This is a genomic window from Rhodospirillales bacterium (genome assembly GCA_020638175.1).
GTDB lineage: Bacteria > Pseudomonadota > Alphaproteobacteria > Micavibrionales > Micavibrionaceae > JACKJA01.
Window position 1 is genome coordinate 1,976,791 of sequence record JACKJA010000002.1, and the last position, 24,129, is coordinate 2,000,919.

26 protein-coding genes are annotated in these 24,129 nt (G+C 53.4%); 5 read left to right on the forward strand and 21 right to left on the reverse strand.

Features of this window, described 5'->3' with window-relative positions:
* Positions 1-183 precede the first annotated feature (183 nt).
* The 6 genes from H6868_09930 to H6868_09955 form a co-directional block, all read right to left on the reverse strand.
* Positions 184-732, reverse strand: a complete 549-nt coding sequence (locus tag H6868_09930; GenBank protein ID MCB9989630.1) for a hypothetical protein — start codon at positions 730-732, stop codon at positions 184-186.
* 1 nt (position 733) lies between these two features.
* Positions 734-2,869 carry a hypothetical protein gene (locus H6868_09935; protein MCB9989631.1) on the reverse strand — a complete coding sequence of 712 codons (2,136 nt, stop codon included), beginning with the start codon at positions 2,867-2,869 and terminating at the stop codon, positions 734-736.
* 106 nt (positions 2,870-2,975) lie between these two features.
* Entirely contained in the window at positions 2,976-4,271 is a 1,296-nt protein-coding gene (locus H6868_09940) for an adenylosuccinate synthase (GenBank protein MCB9989632.1), read from the reverse strand.
* 98 nt (positions 4,272-4,369) lie between these two features.
* The gene (gene thiD, locus H6868_09945) at positions 4,370-5,170 is read right to left on the reverse strand and encodes a bifunctional hydroxymethylpyrimidine kinase/phosphomethylpyrimidine kinase (GenBank protein ID MCB9989633.1); all 801 of its coding nucleotides are present in this window, start codon (positions 5,168-5,170) and stop codon (positions 4,370-4,372) included.
* Between the two features lie 65 nt (positions 5,171-5,235).
* Positions 5,236-6,600 carry a phosphoglucosamine mutase gene (locus tag H6868_09950; protein ID MCB9989634.1) on the reverse strand — a complete coding sequence of 455 codons (1,365 nt, stop codon included), beginning with the start codon at positions 6,598-6,600 and terminating at the stop codon, positions 5,236-5,238.
* Positions 6,601-6,642: 42 nt separating this feature from the next.
* Positions 6,643-7,341, reverse strand: coding sequence for a pentapeptide repeat-containing protein (locus H6868_09955; GenBank protein MCB9989635.1), 699 nt, complete (start codon positions 7,339-7,341; stop codon positions 6,643-6,645).
* Between the two features lie 92 nt (positions 7,342-7,433).
* Here H6868_09955 and H6868_09960 point away from each other — a divergent pair, with 92 nt between their 5' ends.
* Positions 7,434-8,192, forward strand: coding sequence for a methyltransferase domain-containing protein (locus H6868_09960; GenBank protein MCB9989636.1), 759 nt, complete (start codon positions 7,434-7,436; stop codon positions 8,190-8,192).
* On the opposite strand, the gene H6868_09965 is transcribed toward H6868_09960, so the two are convergent.
* The 8 genes from H6868_09965 to rsmI form a co-directional block, all read right to left on the reverse strand.
* Positions 8,189-10,024, reverse strand: coding sequence for an ATP-dependent zinc metalloprotease FtsH (locus H6868_09965; GenBank protein MCB9989637.1), 1,836 nt, complete (start codon positions 10,022-10,024; stop codon positions 8,189-8,191). The genes H6868_09960 and H6868_09965 overlap by 4 nt on opposite strands.
* Before the next feature lie 180 nt (positions 10,025-10,204).
* Complete coding sequence (gene tilS / locus H6868_09970; GenBank protein ID MCB9989638.1) at positions 10,205-11,227, reverse strand: tRNA lysidine(34) synthetase TilS; 1,023 nt, start codon at positions 11,225-11,227, stop codon at positions 10,205-10,207.
* Between the two features lie 16 nt (positions 11,228-11,243).
* Entirely contained in the window at positions 11,244-12,137 is an 894-nt protein-coding gene (gene ybgF / locus H6868_09975; GenBank protein MCB9989639.1) for a tol-pal system protein YbgF, read from the reverse strand.
* Positions 12,138-12,165: 28 nt separating this feature from the next.
* Positions 12,166-12,702 (reverse strand): peptidoglycan-associated lipoprotein Pal, encoded by a 537-nt coding sequence (pal, locus tag H6868_09980; protein ID MCB9989640.1) that lies wholly within the window; start codon positions 12,700-12,702, stop codon positions 12,166-12,168.
* Positions 12,703-12,811: 109 nt separating this feature from the next.
* Positions 12,812-13,663 (reverse strand): tetratricopeptide repeat protein, encoded by an 852-nt coding sequence (locus H6868_09985; GenBank protein MCB9989641.1) that lies wholly within the window; start codon positions 13,661-13,663, stop codon positions 12,812-12,814.
* The gene (locus tag H6868_09990; protein MCB9989642.1) at positions 13,660-14,289 is read right to left on the reverse strand and encodes a BON domain-containing protein; all 630 of its coding nucleotides are present in this window, start codon (positions 14,287-14,289) and stop codon (positions 13,660-13,662) included. Before H6868_09990 ends, H6868_09985 begins: the two co-directional genes overlap by 4 nt.
* Positions 14,290-14,324: 35 nt before the next feature.
* Positions 14,325-14,690, reverse strand: a complete 366-nt coding sequence (locus H6868_09995; GenBank protein ID MCB9989643.1) for a YraN family protein — start codon at positions 14,688-14,690, stop codon at positions 14,325-14,327.
* The gene (rsmI, locus tag H6868_10000) at positions 14,680-15,546 is read right to left on the reverse strand and encodes a 16S rRNA (cytidine(1402)-2'-O)-methyltransferase (protein ID MCB9989644.1); all 867 of its coding nucleotides are present in this window, start codon (positions 15,544-15,546) and stop codon (positions 14,680-14,682) included. Before rsmI ends, H6868_09995 begins: the two co-directional genes overlap by 11 nt.
* Before the next feature lie 39 nt (positions 15,547-15,585).
* Between rsmI and H6868_10005 the strand changes: the two genes are divergently transcribed.
* Positions 15,586-16,965 (forward strand): penicillin-binding protein activator, encoded by a 1,380-nt coding sequence (locus H6868_10005; GenBank protein MCB9989645.1) that lies wholly within the window; start codon positions 15,586-15,588, stop codon positions 16,963-16,965.
* A 23-nt stretch (positions 16,966-16,988) separates the two neighbouring features.
* Here H6868_10005 and H6868_10010 read toward each other — a convergent pair whose 3' ends face one another.
* Positions 16,989-17,990 (reverse strand): RimK family alpha-L-glutamate ligase, encoded by a 1,002-nt coding sequence (locus tag H6868_10010; protein MCB9989646.1) that lies wholly within the window; start codon positions 17,988-17,990, stop codon positions 16,989-16,991.
* A gap of 327 nt (positions 17,991-18,317) precedes the next feature.
* Between H6868_10010 and H6868_10015 the strand changes: the two genes are divergently transcribed.
* From H6868_10015 to H6868_10025, 3 genes are all read left to right on the forward strand, one after another.
* Complete coding sequence (locus tag H6868_10015; GenBank protein ID MCB9989647.1) at positions 18,318-18,947, forward strand: TetR/AcrR family transcriptional regulator; 630 nt, start codon at positions 18,318-18,320, stop codon at positions 18,945-18,947.
* 51 nt (positions 18,948-18,998) lie between these two features.
* Positions 18,999-20,294 (forward strand): mechanosensitive ion channel, encoded by a 1,296-nt coding sequence (locus tag H6868_10020; GenBank protein ID MCB9989648.1) that lies wholly within the window; start codon positions 18,999-19,001, stop codon positions 20,292-20,294.
* A gap of 163 nt (positions 20,295-20,457) precedes the next feature.
* Complete coding sequence (locus H6868_10025; GenBank protein MCB9989649.1) at positions 20,458-20,889, forward strand: hypothetical protein; 432 nt, start codon at positions 20,458-20,460, stop codon at positions 20,887-20,889.
* A gap of 3 nt (positions 20,890-20,892) precedes the next feature.
* Here the strand turns inward: H6868_10025 and H6868_10030 are convergent, their stop codons facing one another.
* From H6868_10030 to H6868_10055, 6 genes are all read right to left on the reverse strand, one after another.
* The gene (locus H6868_10030; GenBank protein MCB9989650.1) at positions 20,893-21,423 is read right to left on the reverse strand and encodes a carboxymuconolactone decarboxylase family protein; all 531 of its coding nucleotides are present in this window, start codon (positions 21,421-21,423) and stop codon (positions 20,893-20,895) included.
* An 87-nt stretch (positions 21,424-21,510) separates the two neighbouring features.
* On the reverse strand, positions 21,511-22,098 hold the full coding sequence (locus tag H6868_10035; protein ID MCB9989651.1) for a peroxiredoxin: 588 nt from the start codon (positions 22,096-22,098) through the stop codon (positions 21,511-21,513).
* Between the two features lie 89 nt (positions 22,099-22,187).
* Positions 22,188-22,676 (reverse strand): periplasmic heavy metal sensor, encoded by a 489-nt coding sequence (locus tag H6868_10040; GenBank protein ID MCB9989652.1) that lies wholly within the window; start codon positions 22,674-22,676, stop codon positions 22,188-22,190.
* Entirely contained in the window at positions 22,673-22,966 is a 294-nt protein-coding gene (locus H6868_10045) for a hypothetical protein (GenBank protein ID MCB9989653.1), read from the reverse strand. The genes H6868_10040 and H6868_10045 overlap by 4 nt, the downstream gene beginning before the upstream one ends.
* A 1-nt stretch (position 22,967) precedes the next feature.
* A complete protein-coding gene (locus tag H6868_10050) occupies positions 22,968-23,540 on the reverse strand; it encodes a sigma-70 family RNA polymerase sigma factor (GenBank protein ID MCB9989654.1) in 573 nt (190 codons plus the stop codon).
* A gap of 35 nt (positions 23,541-23,575) precedes the next feature.
* Entirely contained in the window at positions 23,576-23,992 is a 417-nt protein-coding gene (locus H6868_10055) for a hypothetical protein (protein ID MCB9989655.1), read from the reverse strand.
* Positions 23,993-24,129 lie beyond the last annotated feature (137 nt).

Here is a 24,129-nt window from a genome sequence, read left to right on the forward strand (position 1 = left end):
CCGTTACCGCTACCCCCGCCCCTTTAAAATTCAGGGCCTTTAATATACAAATCCCGTTTCGTTTATATTGCTTGCAACGAAAGGCGAGCAGGCCCGCACAGGATTTCCCCATAAGAAAGTTTATCTCTAAAGCGCTAACAATCCGTATATTATCGCTACAATTCGAGGAAAATTAAGAACAAGTTATTCCTGTTCTTCTTCATCGTCAGACTCAACACTCTCCTTTTTTGTCGACAAAGGAAAACCATCTTCATCAAGAGGCAACTCACCGGTAACCTCTTCGCCCCAGCGCTTTACCAGAGCCTCCTGATGCTTTTTAATATCCTCCAGCCGGGCATAAGACCGCTGTACAATCACCGTCGAGACAATCCCCGATAAAGACCAGTTAATCAGATACCCCAAAGCTGCCGCCCCATAGATAACGACAATATTAAGAGGGTCTAAAATCAGTTCAAAAGCCAGCTGCATACTGTGACCGTGCAGCCCCAGATGAAACAGGAAGGGGCTGCACCCCGCCAGATTCATAGCCCCGACCGTCAAGGCTATAGACCCGCGCCCGTATTTTCCAAACAAAGCCGCCACCAGCGTAGGCAACATACCGACCATGAGCAACACCGTCGTCGGCAACATCACAATCGCCGCTATCAGTCCCAGCGTAACAAACAAACCGGTGCGCCAGTCTCGTTTTTTACCAGCCACTTTTGATGCTGCTTTTTTTTGTTTCACGGCCATATCAGAACGTTCCGTCTTTGAAGAAAGCGATAAACGCAAATGTTAAAATAACAATCCCGGCCAGAAAGGCTGAGAAAACAGCGGCAAGTTCCTGTCCTGTCTTTTTCCCGAAAGATTCAGGGCGCTTTAGCTTATGATTGATTTTAGCCGTTTCTTTCCTGAGATCGTCATATTCCCGCATTGCTTGCCTGAAACTTGAAAAATCTCCTGTCTTGGCCTCTTCATTATCAAGAATACCGGCAATCTTTACAATATCACCGGCCTTGGCCAGTTTTTCGATTTTCTTCTGAATATAATCTCGCAAATGGCGATCATGATAACGCTCAAGCAAAGCCGGCATCAAATCCAAAACCCATCCCCCTATCCCTGGAAAAGCGCCAAGACGTTCGCGTTTTTGGATAGATGCCAAACACAGAATATTTCCCAAAATCCTCAGGTTTTCATTACTGCTGTTTAGCTCAATCAGGAACGGATCGATAACTTTTCGCTCCTTTACTGATAAAAAGGCCGCAATATGGCGGTCTATAAACAGGTATGGCCGGTCGGGTTTTCCAGACATATCTTCGAAAGCATTCATTAAATCTTCGACATTGCGAATATAATAATGGGCCAGCTTTTCACTTAAACACGGCGCATCGGAATTCAGGAAATACAAACAGCGCTCCATGCCATAGGCTATGCTGTTCTGGTTCAAAAACATCCGGCAATTATCGTATTTTTTAGCCAGCGTAACAGACTCGCTGTAAAAATCAGGCTGTGCCGCCAACCAGTACGCCACCATTTTCTGATTAATCACCTCGATATAAGGCTGCACATCGCGGCTCTGGCAATACGCCCCCATCATAGCAGGGGGAATACCGTAGGGATGGACATTCAGCCCCTTGAAACGGATGGGTGCCTCCGGATCCAAAGCAATCGACACGCGGCTTATAAGCCGGTCGGTATACCCGGCATCCTGCCCCGACGCCCCGGCACTCTCTATAGCATCTTCCAGCCGGTTTTTTGTCATGCTGCTTTCCAGCGAACGATCGACCCACTGCTCCAAGGCCTGAGAGTTTATCAATTCAACAGCCGCCGAAGGATTCTTGTTCATATCGTGAGCAAGCAAAGATGGCCAGAAATAGTGCTCGCCCTCAAACACAAGCGGCCGGGAAGCCTTCGACATTCTCGAACTTTGTTTGGGACTGAGCCGCTGACCATCCTGCCATGTCAAAACATCGTCCAGTGTCCATCGCTGGCTGTGATTGTCGTATAAAAGCCCTCTGAGTAATTCGAGCAAAGCCGCCGGAAATCTTTCCTTCCCGACAATCGCCAGATAACTGCCTTTTTCGATTTTGCTGCGGATAATATCTTCGTCACTCAGCCCCTTCAGAGGATCACGCGAGCGCAAGATCATGGCCAGAGAAACACCAAATGAATATAAATCGTCCTGCAACGTTCCGATACCGCGGCCCAACGGATCGGCCAGCGCCCGGTGCACAGTCTCCATAACAACAGGCTGGGCATAGGATGGCGGCGTTGCCAGACACTCCCCCAGAATAATTCGCTCAACCTTTTGTGTGCCGCCGTCAAACATATTGGTGGGGCGAATATTGCCGTGGGTTATATCCTTGTTACGAAGATCCAGCAGCACGTCGATCATCGGCTTGATAACGGCGCTCATGACCTGATCCTGTTTCCAGCCCAGCCCATCTTCCTTGAGCGACTTCATAAGCGGCATCCCGATATCACGGGAGTAAACAAACATATAGCGTTCTGCTCCGGCCGGCGGCCAATAAGCCACGCCCGATGCCACCAACCTTACCAGAGATGGATTAAGAACATTGGCGAAAACAACCCCCATACGAACCCGCGGAACCAGGTGTTTTTCACAAACAAGGGCGAAATAATTACCGTCTTTCCCCCCTTTACCACGAGCCACATAAGCTTTTACCGGCCCCTGATCCAGATAAGGCAAAGGGTTAGAGGGTTGTATTTCGATTTCATTATTAAGCACCGTCACAGACAAAGACGACAGCTTCCCGGATAGTTTATCCGGTTTCTTGTCAGAGGCCGGCTTATCTGTCCCGGCATCCGATCCGTTTTCTTTTTCCGCCTCTGTGTTATCGGACCTGTCCCGGCCCCCCTCAGCAACCATTATCGTTTTTTCTCCAGAATTCTTCTCGGCATAGAGACACGCTTACAGGTTATTCTAACCTGAACCGGCACAAAGGGAAACTGTCTAAGATGATCTGTTGCGGCACTTAACCGGCAAAAAACGGATCCTGCACCAAAATCGTATCGTCCCGTTCCGGGCTAGTGGATAAAAGCGTCACAGGTGCACCAATCAACTCCTCGATATGGCGGACATATTTAACGGCTTCCGCCGGCAAATCGTTCCACGAGCGGGCGCCATAGGTCGTCTCGCTCCACCCCTTCACCGTTTCATAGATCGGCGTCACAGCCGCCTGCTGTATCTGGGAAGCCGGATAATAATCGACCCGCTTGCCATCGAGCTCATAGCCGACGCAAATCTTGATTTCATCCATCCCGTCAAGCACATCCAGCTTGGTCAGGGCGATCCCGTCAATACCGCCGACTTTGACAGCCTGCCGCACCAATACAGCATCAAACCAGCCACAGCGGCGTTTACGGCCTGTTGTCGTGCCAAATTCATGACCGCGCTGGCCCAGCCGTTCCCCTACCTCATCATGCAGCTCCGTCGGAAAAGGGCCGGTGCCCACGCGCGTGGTATAGGCTTTGGTAATCCCCAGAACATAATTGATCGCCTTAACCCCCATGCCGGAGCCGGTCGCCGCCTGCGCCGCTACGATGTTCGACGACGTGACGAACGGATAGGTACCATGATCGACATCCAGCATCACGCCTTGCGCCCCCTCAAACAGGATTTTCTTGCGCTCGTAGCGAGCTTTGTCGAGAGTCCGCCAAACCGGGTCGGCATAAGGCAGAATTTTTTCAGACACAGCCATCAAGCGGTCATAGGTTTCCACCGGATCGACCGGCTCTGCCCCCAGCCCCTTCAACAGCGCATTGTGATGGATCATCAGGCTTTCGATTTTTTCCTGTAAAAAGTCAGGATGATAAAGGTCGCACAGACGAATGCCGCGCCGCGCCACTTTGTCTTCGTAAGCCGGGCCAATCCCGCGGCGGGTCGTCCCCAGTTGCCCCTTGCCACGTGCAGCCTCTAGCGCCCCGTCCATTTCCTGATGCACCGGCAGGATCAAATTAACATTTTCAGCAATCCGCAAATTTTCAGGACCGATAGCAACGCCCTTGGCCTTCACGGTTTCAATTTCGTCAAGCAGCGCCCACGGATCAACCACCACGCCGTTACCGATTACGGATATCTTTCCGGGGCGCACGATGCCCGAAGGCAATAAATGAAGCTTGTATTCCACCCCGTCGATCACCAGCGTATGGCCGGCATTATGCCCGCCTTGGAAACGCACCACGACATCGGCACGGCTCGACAGCCAGTCAACAATCTTTCCTTTGCCTTCATCTCCCCACTGGGAGCCAATAACAGCAACGTTACCCATTTTCATCCCCTGTAAAAAACGTTCAAGACACACCCGCGCATTCAAACCCGACAGGCTTGCCCGAAAAAACCGGCCAGATCAAGAGCAGAAAACGATTATTATTGGTCGTCTACACAATGATTTAACGGACCAAACCCTTTACCGATGGGCTCAGCCTTAGCCATACCCTTGTTCACAAACGTCCGCGCCCGTACATAAGATTCCGATAAGGTCATTCCCTGCGCCAACGATATGGCAATGGCGGAACTTAACGTCGCCCCCACACCGTCTTTTTCGGATGTCGCGCTACGATCGGACTGGCAAACTTCGGCCCCGTCATCGTCAACCAGAACATCAACAATCACCTGATCGCCCGAAATCATATCCCCGCCGCGCAAGATAACCGCCTTCGGCCCCAGCGTCGTCAACATCTCGGCGGCATGCTTCATATCGTCAATATCGCGGATACTCATCCCCGTCAGCTCTTCAGCTTCTTTCACATTGGGGATCAGGACATCCGCATGAATCAGCATCACGCGTTTCAAGGCATCCTTGGCTTCCTTGTTCAAGATCACGCGGTCAAAGCGCGTATTCATCACAGGATCAATGACAATTTTAACCCCGGCGGTACGGGCTTTTTCAATATAGGGCGCCACCAGATTAATCATGCCGGTGCTGGCCATCATCCCGGTTTTAATCACGGAAATATCAAGATCATCCAGAACAGCTTCGACTTGCCGGGACACAATATCCTCAGGCAACACCATCGTATCGCGATACCCTTGCGTGTTTTTGGCCGACACGGCCGTCAATACGGTTGCGGCATAGCCGCCCAGCGCATGAATAGTTTTCAGATCCGCCTGAACGCCGGCAACGGCGCAGCTATCCGATTGGCCGATACATAGAATTTGCTTTGTCATGAATGTCTCTCTCCCGGAAACAAAGAACCGTTTTTCCCAAACGGCTTACAATCAGAGATACTAGACTAAGCCGATTTGGCCGCGGTTTCAATCACCGAACACAAATCATTTACGATCGTCTCCACACGGGCCAGATCATCTCCCTCGGCCATAACGCGGATTAACGGCTCCGTTCCCGAAGCTCGCACCAGCACACGGCCATCGCCGGCCAGCGTTTCTTCCGCCCGCCTGATCGCCGCTTTCACGATCTCGCTTTCCAGCGGCGCGCCGGCTTCGAACCGGACATTATTCAAAATTTGCGGTAAAGGGTCAAACAGGTGCAAAACCGTGCTAGCCGGACACCCTTTTTCCTTAACCACGGCCAAAACCTGCAACGCGGCCAGCAAACCATCACCGGTCGTTGAAAAATCGGACAGGATCATATGGCCGGACTGTTCTCCGCCAATATTACAGCCTTTTTCCCGCATGGTTTCCACAACATAGCGGTCCCCAACCGGCGTGCGGATCAAATCGAGGTCTTGCGTCTTCAAAAACCGTTCCAGCCCAAGATTGGACATTACCGTCGAAACAATCGCGCCGCCCTGCAAAAACCCTTGCTCTTTTTTGGTCACAGCCAGCAACGCCATGATCTGGTCACCGTCAACACGGTTGCCTTTCTCATCAATGACGATCAGGCGATCCGCATCACCATCCAGCGCAATCCCGATATCAGCGCCCTCTTCGACCACTTTTTGCTGAAGCAGCGCCGTATCGGTCGCCCCGCAACCGGCATTAATATTGCGTCCGTTCGGCGACACCCCGATCGGGATAATTTCCGCTTCCAGTTCCCATAGCACTTGCGGCGCCACTTTGTATGCCGCGCCGTTCGCGCAGTCGATTACGATTTTCATGCCTTCCAGCGTAAATTCCCGCGGAAAAGACCGTTTCACAAATTCAACATAACGCCCCTGCGCATCGTCAATCCGGGTCGCTTTACCCAGGGCCGCCGGCCCCGGAAGTTCGGCATTCATATCCCGGTCCATCCAGCGCTCGATCTCCAGCTCCATTTCGTCCGGCAACTTATAGCCGTCAGCCGCGAAAAGCTTGATCCCGTTATCCTGATAATTGTTATGGGAGGCGGAAATCATCACCCCGACATCAGCCCGCAGCGTCCGTGTCAGACGGGCAATCGCCGGCGTCGGCAACGGCCCGGTCAAAAATACATCCATCCCCATCGCCAGGAAACCGGCCGTCATGGCCTGTTCCAGCATATAACCCGACAAACGGGGATCTTTACCGATCACCGCCCGGTTTTTATGATCGCCCGCCCGGCCTTCCTGTTTTAAAACAAGCGCCGTCGCCATAGCCGCCTTCAGCGCCATGTCTGCCGTCATGGGGTAAGTGTTGGCTTTGCCGCGAATGCCGTCCGTTCCGAAATATTTACGTGTCATAGAAATGGTTTTACCCGTGAAGACAGGAATAGGCAAAGGTTTTTAGCATGATGGCGGTCGCAAGCAGTGAACCTTTGCCGTCATCCCGGCTGTTGCCTGTCCTCCTATACCCCTGCTGTCCTTTTCATGTATCCATTCCTGCCGCGCATCTTCGAAACGAGCGCGGTCCTTTATCTGGTTAAAAAGGATTTCCGCGCTGGCAAACGGTAACAAGGGTACGTTTTGAGACAAAGCGGTAAACCTGAATTTCATCTCCTGCCATTTTGATAAAGGCCGGAGCACCAACCCGTTTTCTTTGGTCCACGCCACTTCCGCCGCCAGCAGCATACCGTCCCTGTTGTAAAGCGAGGTCTTGCGAAAATAGGTTTCTGTATCAAAAACAGCCTTAAACAAGGAAGGCCGGACACATAGCCGGGCATGGGATAAATCCGCTCCGCGAAAATTTGTCCGCGTATAATTTCTGGCCCTTACATCGGCATACGATAAATCGGCGCGCCTGAAATCAGCATAGGCGATATCAGATCCCGACAAATCAGCCATTGGTAATTGCACCTTGGCCAGAAGAGCCGAGCATAAAATCCTGTTTTTAAGAAGAGCGCGGTTTTTATAAAGAGCCTCCTGCACCTTATAATCATAAGCATCCAGCTGCACCCCATCCTTCATAAGCGGGTCCAGATAGATCTCATGACAGAGCAACATCGATTCAAAATTCTGCGTATTTCTGGATCGTCTTTTGCGCATAATGGCAGGACTGTAATATATTCGCCCCACGCCGTCAATTTTTTATGAAAAATATTGATTACCTTGTTTTCCCCTGCTATAGATCACGCACCATGACAAACGCACCGCCCACCCCCCGCCAGAACCGAATTGCCGAAACCTTCGGGGACGCAGCCACGACCTACGAAAAGGCAGGACATCTGCAGCGTATCGTCGCCCAAAGGCTGGCAAAAAAATTCAAAGAGAAACAGCGCCCGAATATCCTTGAAATCGGGGCCGGCACAGGGCTTCTGACAACAGAAATTTTAAGAACCTATGGTGATTTTGGAACACTGGTAATTTCCGATCTATCGCCTGAAAAACTAAAAGCCAACCGCGCAAAACATGCCGCCGTCCCCCATACGGCCTTTGCGCTGGTCAACGGTGAATATCCGGAAAAAGCCTACTCTTTACAGCCGGTCTTTAACCTGATCGCCACCAGCATGACAGTCCAGTGGTTCGAAAACACTGCCGCAGGGCTGGAACGACTACGAAAATTCCTGACCACGGGCGGAGAGCTTTTTTACGCAACGCTGGGGTCGGATTACTGGCCAGAATGGCGGGAAACACTGGAAAGCCTCGACCTGCAAAATGGCATGATAGATGTACAGGACAACTTGCCGGGTATTTATCAGCGGGATAAAATCAAAATACCATACGGATCGGCCCGCGCCTTCCTGAGAAGCCTAGCGGACACCGGCACTCACAGTGCCCGTCCCGGCCACAAGCCGCTCTCTCACAAAGACATATTAAAAGCCTGCCGTGAATTCGACCGTCGCCACCCGGACGGCCCAATCACATGGGATATTGCCTATGGCCGGCTAACGGCCTAAGCCCCTTGCGGCAACTCGCCGCCGGATGGTTCATCGCCGCCAACGGTCGGAACCGAGGCCTTGGGCGTGCCGCCGGTCGGCTCTTCCGGTTCATCGCGGATAATCGGCTTGCCGGCCAGCAAATCCTTGATCTCGTCCCCGGACAGCATCTCATATTCCAGCAAAGCCTTGGCCAGCTTGTGCAGTTCTTCAATGTTATCCGACAGGATTTGAGTGGCCCGGGCATAAGCATCTTCAACAATCCGGCGCACTTCAGAATCAACCGTCGACGCCGTTTCATCAGACATGTTCTTGGAGTGCGCCACGGAATGCCCCAGGAAAACTTCTTCCTGATCCGCCCCGTAATGAAGCGGCCCCAGCTTGTCGGACATCCCCCATTCGGTCACCATGCGCCGGGCGATATCGGTGGCCTGCTTGATATCGCTGGACGCTCCCGTCGTCACTTTTTCCTTGCCGAAAATCATTTCTTCAGCAATCCGTCCGCCCATTGCCACAGCCAGATCAGCCTTCAGCTTGGCCATCGACATGGAAATCCGGTCACCTTCCGGCAAGCGCATCACCAGCCCCAGTGCCCGGCCCCGCGGAATGATCGTCGCCTTGTGGATCGGATCGGATTCCGGCTCATGCAGGGCAACAATCGCGTGCCCCCCCTCATGATAAGCCGTCAGTTTTTTCTCTTCATCGGTCATCACCATGGATTTGCGCTCGGCGCCCATCATGATCTTGTCTTTGGCACCTTCGAATTCATCCATACCGACAACGCGCTTGCCGCGCCGCGCCGCCAAAAGCGCCGCTTCATTCACAAGGTTAGCCAGGTCAGCCCCGGAAAAACCGGGCGTCCCACGGGCTAGCGTATGGGCATTCGCCGAAGCCGCCAAAGGCACTTTTTTCATGTGAACCTGCAGAATTTTTTCCCGGCCCTTGATATCGGGCAAAGGCACGACAACCTGCCGGTCAAACCGGCCCGGACGCAGCAAAGCCGGATCCAGAACATCAGGACGGTTGGTCGCGGCGATCAGGATCACACCTTCGTTCGCCTCGAACCCGTCCATTTCCACCAGCAACTGGTTAAGGGTTTGTTCGCGCTCATCATTACCCCCGCCAAGACCGGCGCCCCGATGACGGCCAACGGCGTCGATCTCATCAATAAAGATAATACAGGGCGCATTTTTCTTGGCTTGTTCGAACATATCGCGCACCCGGCTGGCACCGACCCCGACGAACATTTCAACGAAATCGGACCCCGAAATGGTAAAGAACGGCACTTCGGCCTCACCCGCCACAGCGCGAGCCACCAGCGTTTTACCGGTCCCCGGCGGACCGACCAGAAGCGCGCCTTTCGGAATTTTACCGCCCAGACGCTGGAATTTTTGAGGATCCTTCAGGAATTCAACAACTTCCTCCAGCTCTTGTTTGGCCTCATCAATCCCGGCCACATCATCAAACGTCACCCGGCCATGTTGTTCATTAAGCAGACGCGCGCGGCTTTTGCCAAAGCCCATAGCCCCACCGCCGCCTTTGCCCTGCATCTGGCGCATAAAGAAAATCCACACACCGATCAGCAGCAACATCGGGAACCAGGACAACAAAACGCTAAACAGACTGATTTGCTCTGTTTCATCTTTTTCTGCAGTAATCCGCACGCCCGTTTGAGTCAGGCGATCAACAACATTTTCATTTTCGGGAACCAGCGTAGTAAACACACGGCCATCGCCGGTAAAATGCCCCTTGATTTCCTGGCCTTTTACCGTGACATCCGAAATGTGCCCCGCCGAAGCCTCCGCCATGAAATCGGTATAAGCCAGAGCTTCAACTCCGGGTTCCTGACGCATCTGCGCATCCTGAAAAATACCAAACAAAAAGGCCAGCACCAAAGCGATCGCCAGCCAAAAAACCAGATTCCGTCCAAAATTATTCACGTGTGTTCCCTTTATCTCTAACCACAAGCCGGAAATATATCTCTTTACAGTGTAAGGGAAGATAGGGCGTTTGTCCAAGCAAACAAGGGAATTTTATGCGGTTTCTTCCGGCGAATGTTCTTTTTCAAGAATCAGCCGTTTCCGGGTATCGTCGCGGGAAAACATAAAACCGGCCAGAGTTTCACGCTTGAAAGGAGTCTCTGCAAACAAACGCTGAACCAACCCTTCCAGCTTTTCCATACGGGGACCATAACCGCCGCGATCGGCCATATACATCAGCTCCATCGCCATCTGCAAAACCCGCAGCCGCATCTCCTCGGGCGCCTCCAAAAGCATGCCATAATTAAATTCGATACGATCCGAATTTGTATCCACCACCCCCTCCCTCATGACCTCTGCCGCATAGAAATCAAGGGCCTCCCGCGCCCGCGCCAACCGGGCCGCCGTTACTGAAAGACGTTTAGAACTCAACCCCTCTTCCGCCAAAATCGCCGCCGACTTCCGAAGCCGCACACGGGCAAACATCGTGTCGTCATTGCTGGGGTCCCTGACAAACGGCACATCATGCGCCGCGCAGGTCGCCAGAAGATCATCCTTGGGATACCCCAAAAGCGGGCGCACAATTTTTATTTCCTCGTTATAAGGTTGAAGCGGACGCATGGCCGACAAACCATCCAGACCGCTTCCCTTGGCCAGCCGGAATAAAAAGGTTTCCGCCTGATCGTCCCGATGGTGCGCCACAAACAGCGCGCCAATCCGGTGCGTGTGACAGTAAGACGCCAGCAAAGCATAACGGTCATGGCGGGCTTCCTCCATAATCCGGGTTTTGCCCATTCCCGTCATATCGCGATTCATGATGGTGTGCGTTACATGCGGCCAGCCGCCAACCCAGCCAGCCACCTTTGCCGCTTCCTCATGCGCATCAGGCCGCAAACCGTGATCGACCGTCAAAGCGTGAATATCCGGCCCGCCGTTCCGGGCCGCCCACTGCGAAAGCAGCCAGCACAGCGCCATGCTGTCCGGCCCGCCGGACAGGGCAATCGCCACAGAATTGCCTTCGTAAGAACGCATAAATCCATCCAGCACGTCAGGACTGATCGGTTCGCCTTTGGTCATGATAGAAGCCTTAAGTTTAAGGGCAGCTTAGCTTGTCTTTTTCGCGTTTTGTCCGCTCAAGAATGGGATTGGCCCCGGTGGGATATTGCTTCAAAAGCTGGCCAAACGTCAGGCACGCATCATCTTTTTTGCCCTGCGCTGCCAGTGTCAAACCAAGCTTCAGCAAATTATCCGGCCCTTTCTGGCCCTTGGGGTATTTCTGGTATCCTTCGGCAAAAACCCGCGCAGCCTTGTCATACTGCCCGCGGACATAAAAGGTTTCCCCCAGCCAGTATTGCGCATTCCCGGCCAGATTATGATCGGGATAACGGTCAAGGAAGGCCTGAAACGCCTGCTCGGCCCCGGCATAATCATTTTTTTGTATCAGCGCAAAAGCCTGCCCGTACATCCCGTCAGGATCATTGGCCGGTGCCGCAGTTGTCACCGCGCCGCTCTCCACGGGCTGCGTCAACGTCCCCAGCGTCTGCGGCGGAGTATAAGAAGGAGGAGCGGCAACCACCCCGGAACCCATCGGATGAACAGGAACAACACCGGCATTTCCGCCAGTCAAAGCCGGTGCGGAAGCACGGGCCATTTGCGCCAGAGCGTCGTCCAGCTTTTCCTGCAATTGACGAATTTGATAGTCCTGCTCTTCCAAACGACCGGTCAGAGCAGCCAGCTCACGTTCCATCTGGGACAGGCGAACCTCGGTAGCAGCCTGCTGTGCCGCCGATCCTCCGCCATCATAGGAAGGTATAGCCGATGGCGGCGGACGCTCCCCTTTAAAAACAGCGCGGCTCAATGTCTGGATTTCGTTTTCCAAACGATTCAGGCGGCTGTCCGTGTCCTGTGCGAACGCGGGAACAGCCGCCATCATCAAAAAACCAAACGTAAAAAGTGTACGGCGCACGGGCGTCATAAAAATGCTCATAATCACCCCTCCGCCATACACAATAGACTTAGTCAACTTCCGTTACTGCCCGGCGGTTTTGCGCCCAGGCCGCTTCGTTGGAACCCAGCACAGCCGGCTGTTCCTTCCCGAAGCTGATGACGTTGATCCGACGCGGATCGACACCTAAAGCAACCAGGAAGTTTTTAACGGAATTGGCCCGGCGTTCGCCAAGAGCCAGGTTGTATTCACGGGTCCCGCGCTCATCGGCGTGACCTTTAACCGTAACGGTTACGCTGGGATAGCGCTGCAACCACTGTGCCTGCATTTGCAGAACGTTCTGGCCTTCGGCGCTCAGATCGTAACGGTCATAGCCGAAGAACACCCGGTCGCCAATATTTACGACCAGATCCTGTTGCGTGCCGGGAGCCGGACCGCCCAGACTTTGCTCTTCATAGCCATAAACTTCGGTCCCGTCCAGAGGACCTGCGGTAATGTCCTCCCGGTCATCAACCATGATTTCGCCGCTGCCGGCTTGATCCTTGGTCGAAGAACAGGCACTAACGCCCAAAACAACTGCTGTCATCAAAAACATACGAAAGAACATGTGCTTTACTCCTTAAGGTTCCTCTGTGTAAGCATGATTCTTCTACAGCAATATAGCCCGAATCTGTCCAAGTCCAGTCCCAATCTTCGATGTTTCCACATGGAAAAAATCAGGCATCGGGCATCAGGGCCACTTGTTGCAGCAAAAGCCTCGCATCATGCTGGTCGCGGGGGTCCGGTGCCTGCTCGATATAGGCTTCCAACGCCCGCTGCGCCAACCGGGGCTGACCGGTGCGCATAGCCAAAACACCTTCATCAAGCCACAAACGGTACTCATCCGGTGCCATCAGCTTCATCCGGCTGACCGTCTGCAGCGCCGCTTCATAATCCTCTTCTTCGATCTGACGAAATTTAAGCGTATTAAAAAAACTCACCAGCAATTCATGCGGCGATAAAGGCTTGTAATACGTCGCCGACAATTCCGCTGCCGGTCCGTGCCTGTCCTTGACCAGCCTCCGCAAATCAGGCGCCTGCAGGATTTTACAGCCATCACCGGGAGCAAACAAAAGCCCCTGCCCCAGCCGTAAAACAAAAGCCCCCGCCATATCCAGCACAGACATGTCCCAGCCCAGAGCCCGCGCGGCATGCGCAGACAAAAGCGCCAGCGCTCCGCTGCTGCCCCGCCGGCGATCAATCACCCGGACCAGATCATAATTTTGCAAATCGCCGGGCATTGCGGCATCCACGTCATAGCCATGATCGTCGATGAACGCACTCTTCAGTGCCAAACGCTGTGTTTCTGGCTCGTCATCATGCCCGGCAGCCTGCAGCGCTTCATACGCCGCGGCCAGCGCCGCGGCCAGCTCAGATAAATGGTGAAAATACCGCCCCGGTGAAAGCCCCGGGTGATCGGGTAAAGCCGCCCAGATTGCGATCTCCGCCGGGCTAAGCGCCGGGGTTTCTTCATGCCCGAAAGCGCTCAAAGCCTTGCGGCAATCCTCCGGCAAAGACGCGCTTATCATTGAGCTAGGTTTTCCTCCACAGCCGCCACAGGTTCTTCACCGATCATCTTGACGTAGCTGATAACCTGTTTGACGTTAGAAAGCGTCCGGGCAATTTCAATCACGCGGTTGAGTTCAGCTTGATTCTGCGCCGCACCCATCAGGTATACAACGCCGTCCACCGTATCGATGGAATAGTTAATCGACTGCACTTCGCGGTCCAGAGTCAACGCCGTCCGCAGCCGCGTGGTAATCCACTGGTCCCGCACATAGCCCGGCAAGCCTTCTCCTTGGGCCACGCGAACCTCGTTAATCACCTGCTGGACACCTTTGACCTGCCACGCCAATCGAACGGCCTCAACACGGTTATCCGGATTTTCAACCATCCCGGTAATCAAAACCCGGCCCTGATCGACCGTCAGGTGTAATTTTCTGAATGTATCGACATCATATTGAAACCAGCGCTCGCTGATCTGTGTCTTGATCCGGATATCGCTAGCCGCGCTCGACAATCCCCCCTCCTGTGCCGAAGCAATACCGACCGCCGCACCGGTTCCGGCGGCCAGACCAATCGGCGAACAGCCCGGCAACGCCATCGCCGCCAACAGCATCAGACAAACAAGGGAAAGAACATTTCTGGAAACCATAGGATTTTCTCCGCCTTTTGAGAATCATTTAAACGTTATCTGTAATATTGATCGTCCTGCCAGGCATTGTCCAGATGACGAATCGAAAAAGGCGGCGCACAGGCAATCAAATCAAACCGCAAATCTTTATCCGCTGCCGGGTGACGCGATACAAAATAATGGGCGGCGCGGGTAATTCTTTGGCGCATCTGCGGCGTAACTGCCCGTAAAGCATCGTCCAGCGCCCGGCGGTCTTTAACCTCGACAAACACGATCATGTTCCCCTTCCGGGCGATCAGGTCGATTTCCCCAACCGGGGTTTTATAGCGCCGCTTTAAAATCCGGTAACCTTTTAAACGCAGATACCAGGCCGACAGCTCCTCGGCCCACAATCCGGTCTGATAGGACGTTTTACGAGGCATCACGATCCCGCAGGGCCAATGCCCGGTCATAAAGCTTTGTCTTTTGTAGGCCGGTTTTATCGGCGACAAACGCCGCCGCATCCTTGATTCGCATGGTGGCCAGCGCCGCCCGCAGCTCATCATCCAGCGCCGCATCGTCCCAGTCTGTCGCTGCCGCCTCACCAATGACCACGACGATTTCCCCGCGCGGCGCATCTTCGGCCTCATAACCCGCCGCCAGTGCCGCAAGAGCGCCCCGCCGGACCTCTTCATGCATTTTGGTCAGCTCACGCACCACCGCCGCCGGACGATCCCCCAGAACCGCCGCCATATCAGCCAGTGAAGCCGCCAGCCGCGGGCCGCTTTCAAACAAGACCAGCGTCCCCGGCACGTTTTTCCATGCCGTAAGCATTTTTTTGCGGCCTTCTGTTTTTGCCGGCATAAACCCCAGAAATGAAAACTTGTCCGTCGGCAATCCCGAAAGCTGCAACGCCGTCAAGGGCGCGTTCGCCCCCGGAACGGAGGTCACAGAAAGCCCCCGATCCAGACAATCGCGCACCAGTTTATAACCGGGATCGGAAATCAGCGGCATACCGGCATCACTGACCAGCGCCAGCGCCCGGCCCTCGGCCAGCATTTTAATCACCCCTCCGCGCTGCGCTTCGTCGCTGTGATCGTTATAGACCATCATTTTCTTTTTCAGGCCAAACATCTGCAACAACTTGCCGGTCATCCGGCTGTCCTCGCACAAAACGGCATCGGCCGCCGCCAGCGTGTCAAGCGCCCGCAGCGACATATCCCGCAAATTGCCGATCGGAGTTGCAATCAGATACAGGCCCGGCGATAAAACGATGTCTTGCTGTTGTAAATGAGTCATCTTTCCTGCATAAAACGGTTTGTAGTGCCAATGCAAGCGATGATGAGGCCCATAATGAAACACCTGTTCTCTTTGTTGACGATCCTGCTGCTGTCTGCGTGTGTCTCTAACCAGAACCCGTGGGATCGTAACGTCCATACGACCACCGCCCAGAGCGCGCCAAGTTCGCTGTCCGCGGAAACGATTGCCCACTCACAGCCGCCGCAGCCTGTTGGCACCGAACAGGAAGCCATGTCATCCCGCTATGAAATCCCGAATGAAGGCGGCCTGCCGCCAACCATGCAGACCGCCGCCGGTTACCCCCCTGTTGACCGCGCCCCGGTTATGGCCCCCGTCAAGGTCGGGCTGTTGCTGCCCCTGAGCGGTCAGCACGCCGATCTGGGTGAAGCTTTGCTTCAGGCCGCGCAACTGGCACTGTTCGACATCGGCTTCAACTCCATGGAACTGATTACCCGCGACACCAAAGGCACATCGTCCGGCGCGCAGGAAGCCGCCGCCTCGGCCATTAATGCTGGCGCCCAGATCATCCTGGGGCCGTTATTCGCCGATTCTGTCCGGGCCGTAAAGCCGGTTGCCGGACGCTATAATATCAACGTCGTCGCTTTTTCCACCGACTGGACACTGGCGGGCGGCAATACCTATATCATGGGCTTTTTGCCCTTTGCCCAGGTCCAGCGCGTCGCGGAATACGCCTATAGAAACGGCTACCGCCATATCGGCATTCTGGCCCCGAGCGATAATTACGGCAACGCCGTGATCGCCGCTTATAACTCCATGGCCTATCGCCGGAACCTGCCGCCGGCCAGCATCGCGCGCTATACCGCAAACAGTAGCGACATATCAAACATCGTGCGGACATTCTCCAACTATGATGCCCGGGAAGCCGCCAAAACAGAAGACATGGCCCAAAGCCCGATCACCCCGCCTTTCGACGCCATCTTGTTAGCAACCGGCGGGGAACAGGCGCGCTCCGTCGCAGGCATGCTCAGCTATTACGACCTGGGACCGAACGCCGTCAAACGTCTGGGAACGGGTCTGTGGGACGATAACGCCCTTGCCACCGACCCGGCCTTGAAAAACGGATGGTTTGCCGCCCCATCGCCCAGCGCCCGCGCTGAGTTTGAACGGCATTACAGCGATACATATGGTCTGGTGCCGCCCCGGCTGGCATCTCTGGCCTATGACGCCACGGCGCTCGCCGCCGTGCTGGCCCGCAACAGTCAATCCGCTTACGGGCGGCCATCATTCAGCCACACTGATCTGACCAATCCTAACGGTTTTGCCGGGATAGACGGGATTTTCAGGTTCCGTCCCGACGGCCTGGTTGAACGGGGATTAGCCGTCCTGGAGTTCAAAAACGGGATGATAAAAGAAATCGATCCGGCGCCGCGCACCTTCCAGAGCGTAGCCGGACGATAACAAATATTCTTTAAAAGGTTGGCTTATAAAAGCTTGCCCGTCTGAGGTGACGCCGACGTTGAAAGAAAAGCGTCCTGCGGCTTGATATCTTCAAAGCGGACAGTGGTCGGCTTTTCATCGGCCTGCTCCAGACGTTTTTGCATCGCTTCGAAAATCTTTTGCGGAATATTGATATCGCAGGCCTTTTCCAGTCCTTTAAAACCGGGGAACGTGTTCGCTTCACAAATCGTATAGCCCCCATCGGTAAACAACAGGTCAATCCCGGCCACCTGAATATTCAGGACATCCGCCGTTTTAACCGCCAGAGCGCGGGCTTCTTCATCGGGAATAAATTCCAAGACAGATCCGCCCATACTGAAATTGGCTTTAAACCCGCCGTCCTTGGCCCGGCGCTCCATAGAAGCGACAACTTCGCCATCAACAACGAACAGGCGTAAATCCCGCCCTTTACTGTTGGCTATAAACTTCTGGAAGATAATCTGGATATTCGGATTGGTTTCCCCGATCAAGTCCATCAGATCCTTGAACGCATCCGCATTGTCAATCAGGAACACGCCGCTGCCGTTACAGCCCAGCAGAGTTTTTACCACCACCGGGAAACCAATCGTACGCTCGATCAAATCGAGGTCCACCGGAAATTTCGCCAGCATCGTCGTCGGGGTTGGCAACGCGCTTTCCGCCAAAATCTGGTGCGTGTGAAGCTTATCCGCCACCGTTTCAATCGTCGCGGCATTGTTAAAGATGTTCACACCCAGCCGCTCGAGCTGCCGGACGATCGCCAGCGGGAAATAACCGCGGTTGTTGTGATCCATATAGGGGAACACGAAATCGGGCAGCGACACAGGATTGCCGTCAATCAGGATAGAATCGCGATCATCCTCATCCACCAGAAGATCGAACTGAGAGGGTTTGAACACCTTCAGGTCAATCCCCAGTTTCGGGGCTTCCGTCATGAAGCGGCGCACTTCATAGGCCAGATCAGCCATCGATTCGATATCGTCGCCGTAAATTAACCAAACTTCCATAAGCTAGCGTTTGCCACCTCTTGTTACCGAGCGTTTCGCGGCTTGTTCCGCGTTATTGGTTTTTCTCTATTTTTCGCTCTTGCAAAACTATATCAGAAAACAGTCATACACCAAGTTGCCAATTTTTCCAAATTTCGCTGTTTTTCAGCACTTCCAGCCTATTATCATAACACAAGGCCTTTAACATTTACTAAAGCGTCCTTTATTTAGCACATCAGGAACCAAAATTAAAATTTTTTAGAAAAGCCTCTTGATTTCGTCCGCAGGGATCACTATAACGACACGCATCGTATGAAAATAACCGCTTTTTGAAAAGGAGCTTTCACCATGACGGCGGAAATGGCTATGGATGTGTCTGCAGACAATAACGAAACCGACGAGAACACCGGTAAAGCCGGCCGTCCCCGCTCCGAGAAAGCCCGCAAGAAAATCCTGGACGCTACGCGCCGGTTGCTGACACACATGAGCATGGATGAATTGTCGATCGAGGCCATCGCCAAAAAAGCCAAGGTCGGGAAAACCACGATTTACCGCTGGTGGCCGAACAAGGCCGCCGTCGCCATGGAAGCCTTTCTGGAACAGCCGGGAATCATGAATGTCGTTCCCAAAACAGCAACGCCAGATGCGGCCATTATTCATCTTCTGGAAAGCCTGCTGCGTCAGCTTCGCGGTCAGAACGGCCGTATCATCGCCGGGATTATCGCTGAAAGCCAGTCGAACGAAGAGATTCTCGACCTGCTGTACGAAGCGTTTTTGAAAGAGCGCGTGGAAATCCTCTACGAGAAAATCGAAGAAGGCAAAAAAACCGGACTGTTCAACAAGGATATCGATACAACCATCGCCATCGACATGATGATGGGGCCGTTGTTCCTGCGTGTTCTGAGTGGTGAGTCGGCAATCGATAATTTCTTCGCCGAAAACTTCCCGCGGCAGGCAATGGTCGCTTTGAAAAACTAAGGGCGTATTTCCCCCTACCCTATATCGGGTTAATCGGTTATCGTTATTGTCATGAATCAAACGATTGACATGAACGCTCTGACGAAAACCGGTCTGGACTGGCTGCAGGATTACCTGCTCGACCCGGCCATAATGGTACAAAGCGGCATAATTTTATTGTCGTTGGCGATCGGTTTCTTTGCCCGCAAACTGCTGACGCCTTATTTGAATACCGCCATAGAAAAAACACCGTTTCATTGGCGCGGCAAAGCCATACTGAACAATCTGGCCAAGCTGGTCTTGCAAATTGTCGCCTTGCTGGTTTTGCTGATTGCCACATCCGTCGCTAGCTCCAGCATCGCCGGCAATATGGACGTCAGCTTTGCCCAGGCGATTATGGCCCTTTTGGTCGCATGGATCGCCATCCGCATCGTCGTGCAATTCATCAAAAATCCGTTATCCCGCAACATGATCGCCCTGACGATCTGGATTTTGGCCGCCTTGGAAATTCTGGGCATTCTCGACCAGACATTAGCCGCCCTCGACACGCTGGGCATGAATATCGGCGAATTCCGCTTATCGGCCCTGACCGTTATCAAAGGTCTGATTGCCGTCTTTGTTCTGGTCTACGGCGCGATTTTGCTCTCCGGCATGGCGGAGCGCCGGATCAATCGGATCACAGGCTTGACAGTATCCTCACGCGTTCTGATCGGCAAAATCATCCGCATCACCCTGATTGGCGTGGCCTTGCTAATCGCCATCACGGCGGCTGGCGTCGACCTGTCTTTGTTTGCCGTCTTTGGCGGCGCGGTCGGTCTGGGGGTCGGCTTCGGCCTGCAGAAAGTCATATCCAACCTGTTTTCCGGCATGTTGCTGTTAATGGATAAATCCATTAAACCCGGCGACATTCTGGAACTGCAGGGCGGCATTTTTGGCTGGGTCGAACATATGGGCGCCCGCTACACCGAAATCGTCACCCGCGACAATAAATCGTTTCTGATACCGAACGAAGACTTCATCACCCAACAGGTCGTTAACTGGTCGCACGGCAATACGCTGGTACGGATCGAAGTCAGCTTCGGCGTGTCCTATGAACACAACCCCCATGAAGTCAAAGACCTGGCTGAGGAAGCCGCCAAAACGCCGGAACGCGTTGTAGCAGACCCGGCGCCAGTCTGTCACCTGGTTGAATTTGGCGAAAGCAGCCTGAATTTCAAGCTGCGTTTCTGGATCAAGGATGCCGAAAAAGGTGTCACCAATATGCGCGGCGCTGTGATGCTCGCCCTGTGGGACACATTTCAGGAACACGGCATCAAGATACCGTTCCCGCAACGGGTCGTACATTTACAGGAATCGGCAATTTCATAAATATCCCAAAATATGGATATGCGACTCCCCCTAAAGCACATAACTCCTGAAAACGGCCCAATGATGCTTATACCGGTTGTGTACAAATAGCCCCCAAATTTTTTGCAGATTGGCTACCATTTTAGTTGCCAGTTCTGCACCTTCAGTGCTATGCATAAAAATCATGGCTGAAATGCGATTTAGTAATGGACAAGAGAACTTACAGTCACCGTTTACGGTGGCTGTCATTGGTTTTGACCGAAATCTGGTTGCCGCCGCGAAAATGCTTGAAGAAAGCGATCCCAGAATACGCATCGAAATGATGAATGACCGCCTATCCTCATCAGACATACTGGAAACACTTGATGATTTGATTGAAACCGGATGCGAGCATATTGCCCGGCTATCGCCACCCGATAAGGTTTTCCTGAACGGAATAGAGCCCGGCAGTAAACCGCTTCATATAGCTTTCAGCAGATCATCCGACATCGAAGCCGACGTTATCATCGGCAGTAATTTGCCGCCGGGCACCCCGACCGATGACAGGATCATCCGCTTTGTCGAGGGAACACCCCCTCGGCAAATCGCAGATACAGCCTTGCACTTTAAAGGTTAGTTATCAGACCAGTGCCGTTTCCCCCGCCAGAACGACAGACACGGAATGCATCACAGCCGCAATCCGCGCCGCCGTCCAGATATGTTCCTTTTCCATCGTGCCGTGACGTAACTTTTTGTCATGAACATCGACGCAATACTTACAGCTATTGATGATTGAAACTGCCAGCGACCACAGCTCGAAATCGTGTTTGTCGACACCGGGATCGGCGATGATATTCATCTGCAACCCTGATTGCATGCCGCGATATTCATCGTCACGCACCATGCCGTAAAACCGGTAGTAAGTATTATTCTGGGCCATAATCGCATGCGCTGCCTTGGCGCCCTTGATATCCGCCGGTGACAAATGCGCCCGGCATTCTTCCTCGATTTCGCGGATCACAACCGGATTACGTGCCGCCAGCGCCGTCGCCAGCAACGTACCGTAGAGCTGCGCCGGTGTCAGAGTATCTTCCTCAACAATCCGGGACAGGTTGGTTTTCACGTCCTCCGCATAATCGGGAAGCGCGTCTATCAGATTTTTTAATGCCATTTCTCTATTTCCTCCGTAGCACAATAAAAAAGGACGGTGCCCTTTTCGGTACACCGTCCTTTCTTGTTCGTCAATCGGCTTGCTTTATTATGCCGCCTTGTTAATTTTCTCGGCTTCGGCATGCGGGTCGATCGTCGCCCCGCCCAGCGGACGCGCACAGGGCGCCAGTTCGCCGGATTGCGCCGCATCCAAAATCCGCAGTGTTTCTTCCGGGTTCCGGCCAACATTCAGGCCATTAACGGAAACGTGCTGGATGATATTATCCGGATCAACAATAAACGTCGCCCGCAGACACACGCCGGCTTCGTAATCACGAACGCCCAGCCCGTCAATCAGAGAACCGTTGGTATCGGCAAACGCCCACTGGTTCAGCTGCCGCAGACCCGGGTGTTCGCGGCGCCATGCCAGTTTGCAAAATTCGTTGTCAGAGCTGCCGCCCAGAACCACGCAGTTGCGTTTTTCAAATTCCGGCGCCAGATTGGCAAATTCAATGATTTCCGTCGGGCAAACGAACGTAAAGTCCTTCGGGTAGAAGAAGAAAACCTTCCACTTACCGGCAAAGCTGTCTTGCGTAATTGTTTCAAATGCGGACTCGCCGCCTTCCTCGTGGGCCATAAATCCGGGCTTAACCCCGGTAATTTCAAATTCGGGCATCAAATCGCCAACACCAAGCATATTTTTCTCCTTCTTGTGTCTTTCAAAATATCAGTAAAAACCTCATGTAGCGCTACCATGCAGGGTTTCAAGGCTTTTTCCAAGCTTTTTTATTCTTTTCCGGTGGTATCCGGCACCGGTTGATCGGAGCGCATTTTACGCTGCTGGTGACGATGTCCGCCCGGACGTCCGAAATCGGCCAGATGCCGCCCAAGCTTCTTTCGCTCCTCCACCGGCAAATCCTTGGCCAACTCACGCACAGTACCGGCAAAACCGCGCATCATTTCGCCTTTCACGGCAATCAGATCCTCCACCGCGCGATCATAGGCCTCCGGATCAAACTTTTCAGCCGCCATAACATCCATCAAGGCTTTGCGGCTGTCTTGTCCCTTTTTAATGTGCGTTTTAATTTCATCATGACGCTCCCGGAACGTCCGGGCCATCAAATGCCGGGTCTCCGGGGTTAAATCTTCCTTGAAAGCCGGATCGTGCCCCGGCATACGCCCGGCCATTTTCAGGGCAAAACTGCCGACCGCCCCAACAAGCAGCAAGTTCAGCACCACTGATAGAGTAAAAATGATTTTGAATGTCCGGCTCATATCCATTCCTCATTTATATACAGAAAACTGCCCCAGTCTTCCTGTGTTAACCAGTAAAATCCCTCGGCTTCCCACCCCAGCGCCAGCCCGGCAACAAGAACAAGGGCCGTCGCAAACGCCACAGCCGGACGTGGCAACGCAAACATATCGGCCAGCTCCTCCCACCATGACGGTTGCTTCCGGGCCACGGCCTGAGCAATGATCCGCCCTGCCAGTCCCGGCGAGGCCATCACAGGCACACGCCTTTGCATCAAGATCGTATCCAGATTGTCGTTATTTTGTTCGTTCATTTCAAACCTCCCTTAAGCCTTGCCGGATCAACCGGTCTTTTATCCCGGCCTTGGCCCGCATCAATAGCGATTCCAGCGCCTTGATCTTGACCCCCATAATATCGGCCGCTTCCTTGTTGCTCAGCCCCTCGTAAAAACAAAGGTTAAGAGCTGTTTTCTGTTTATCCGGCAGATCCTGAATGGCGCGTTCCAGATATTCTTGCCGTTCGTCCGCCTCCATATTTTCATCCTGCCCAGCCCGGTCATCCGCCACATAATCGAAGTGATCCACCCCAACCGTTTTTTTATTACGCCGCAACCGGTCAATACTGATATTCGTCACCACCCGGTAGAACCACGTCACGAACTTCGCGTTTTTGCGCGGATTATACAGCGCCGGATTTTGCCATAGCTTCAAAAACGCTTCCTGCACAATATCTTCCGCCTCCTGATTGTTGGCCGTCATCCGCCAGGCCAATCCGTAAAACCGGTCAGTATGACGGTTAACGAGTATAGAGAAAGCCCGATGGTCCTGCTGTTTAATCAGGGCCACCAGGCTCTCGTCATCGTACTGATCCAAGGCCCGACCGGCCATGCGTCATACCGTCTTTAGTTATAAAACGCGGCGCCTTATTCGTCGTCATCATCACCCATGCGCTCTTCACGACGTTCTTGCCGCTCTTCACGCCACTGCTCACGGTCCTCATCGCTCATATTCTGGCGCTTTTCTTTCCATTCTTCGCGTTTTTCAATCATCTTTTCTTTACGCATTTCGTGGCCTTCGCGCAATTCCTGACGGCTCAGTTCGCCGTTACCGTCGGTATCCATTTTACCAAATTGCTTTTCATGGGCATTCATGAATTCCGATTTGCTGAGTTCGCCATTACCGTCAGAGTCCATGGTTGCAAAAAATCCACCTTGCTGACCGCCGCCGGCACCGGCACCCGGACCTTGTCCGCCACCCTGACCACCACCTTTACCGGCCATAGCCGGGGATGCGGCCATAGCCATAGCAACCAAACCACTCAATAAAACTGTCTTTTTCATTTTTTAGAACTCCTCTAATATCATGCTTTAAGATCATTGTTACTGGTTATACGGAACGAACCGGCCATACCCTTCGAAAAAAATCGGGGGACCTTCCGTACCGCTCATGACAACAGATAATATCCGGCGGACAAATA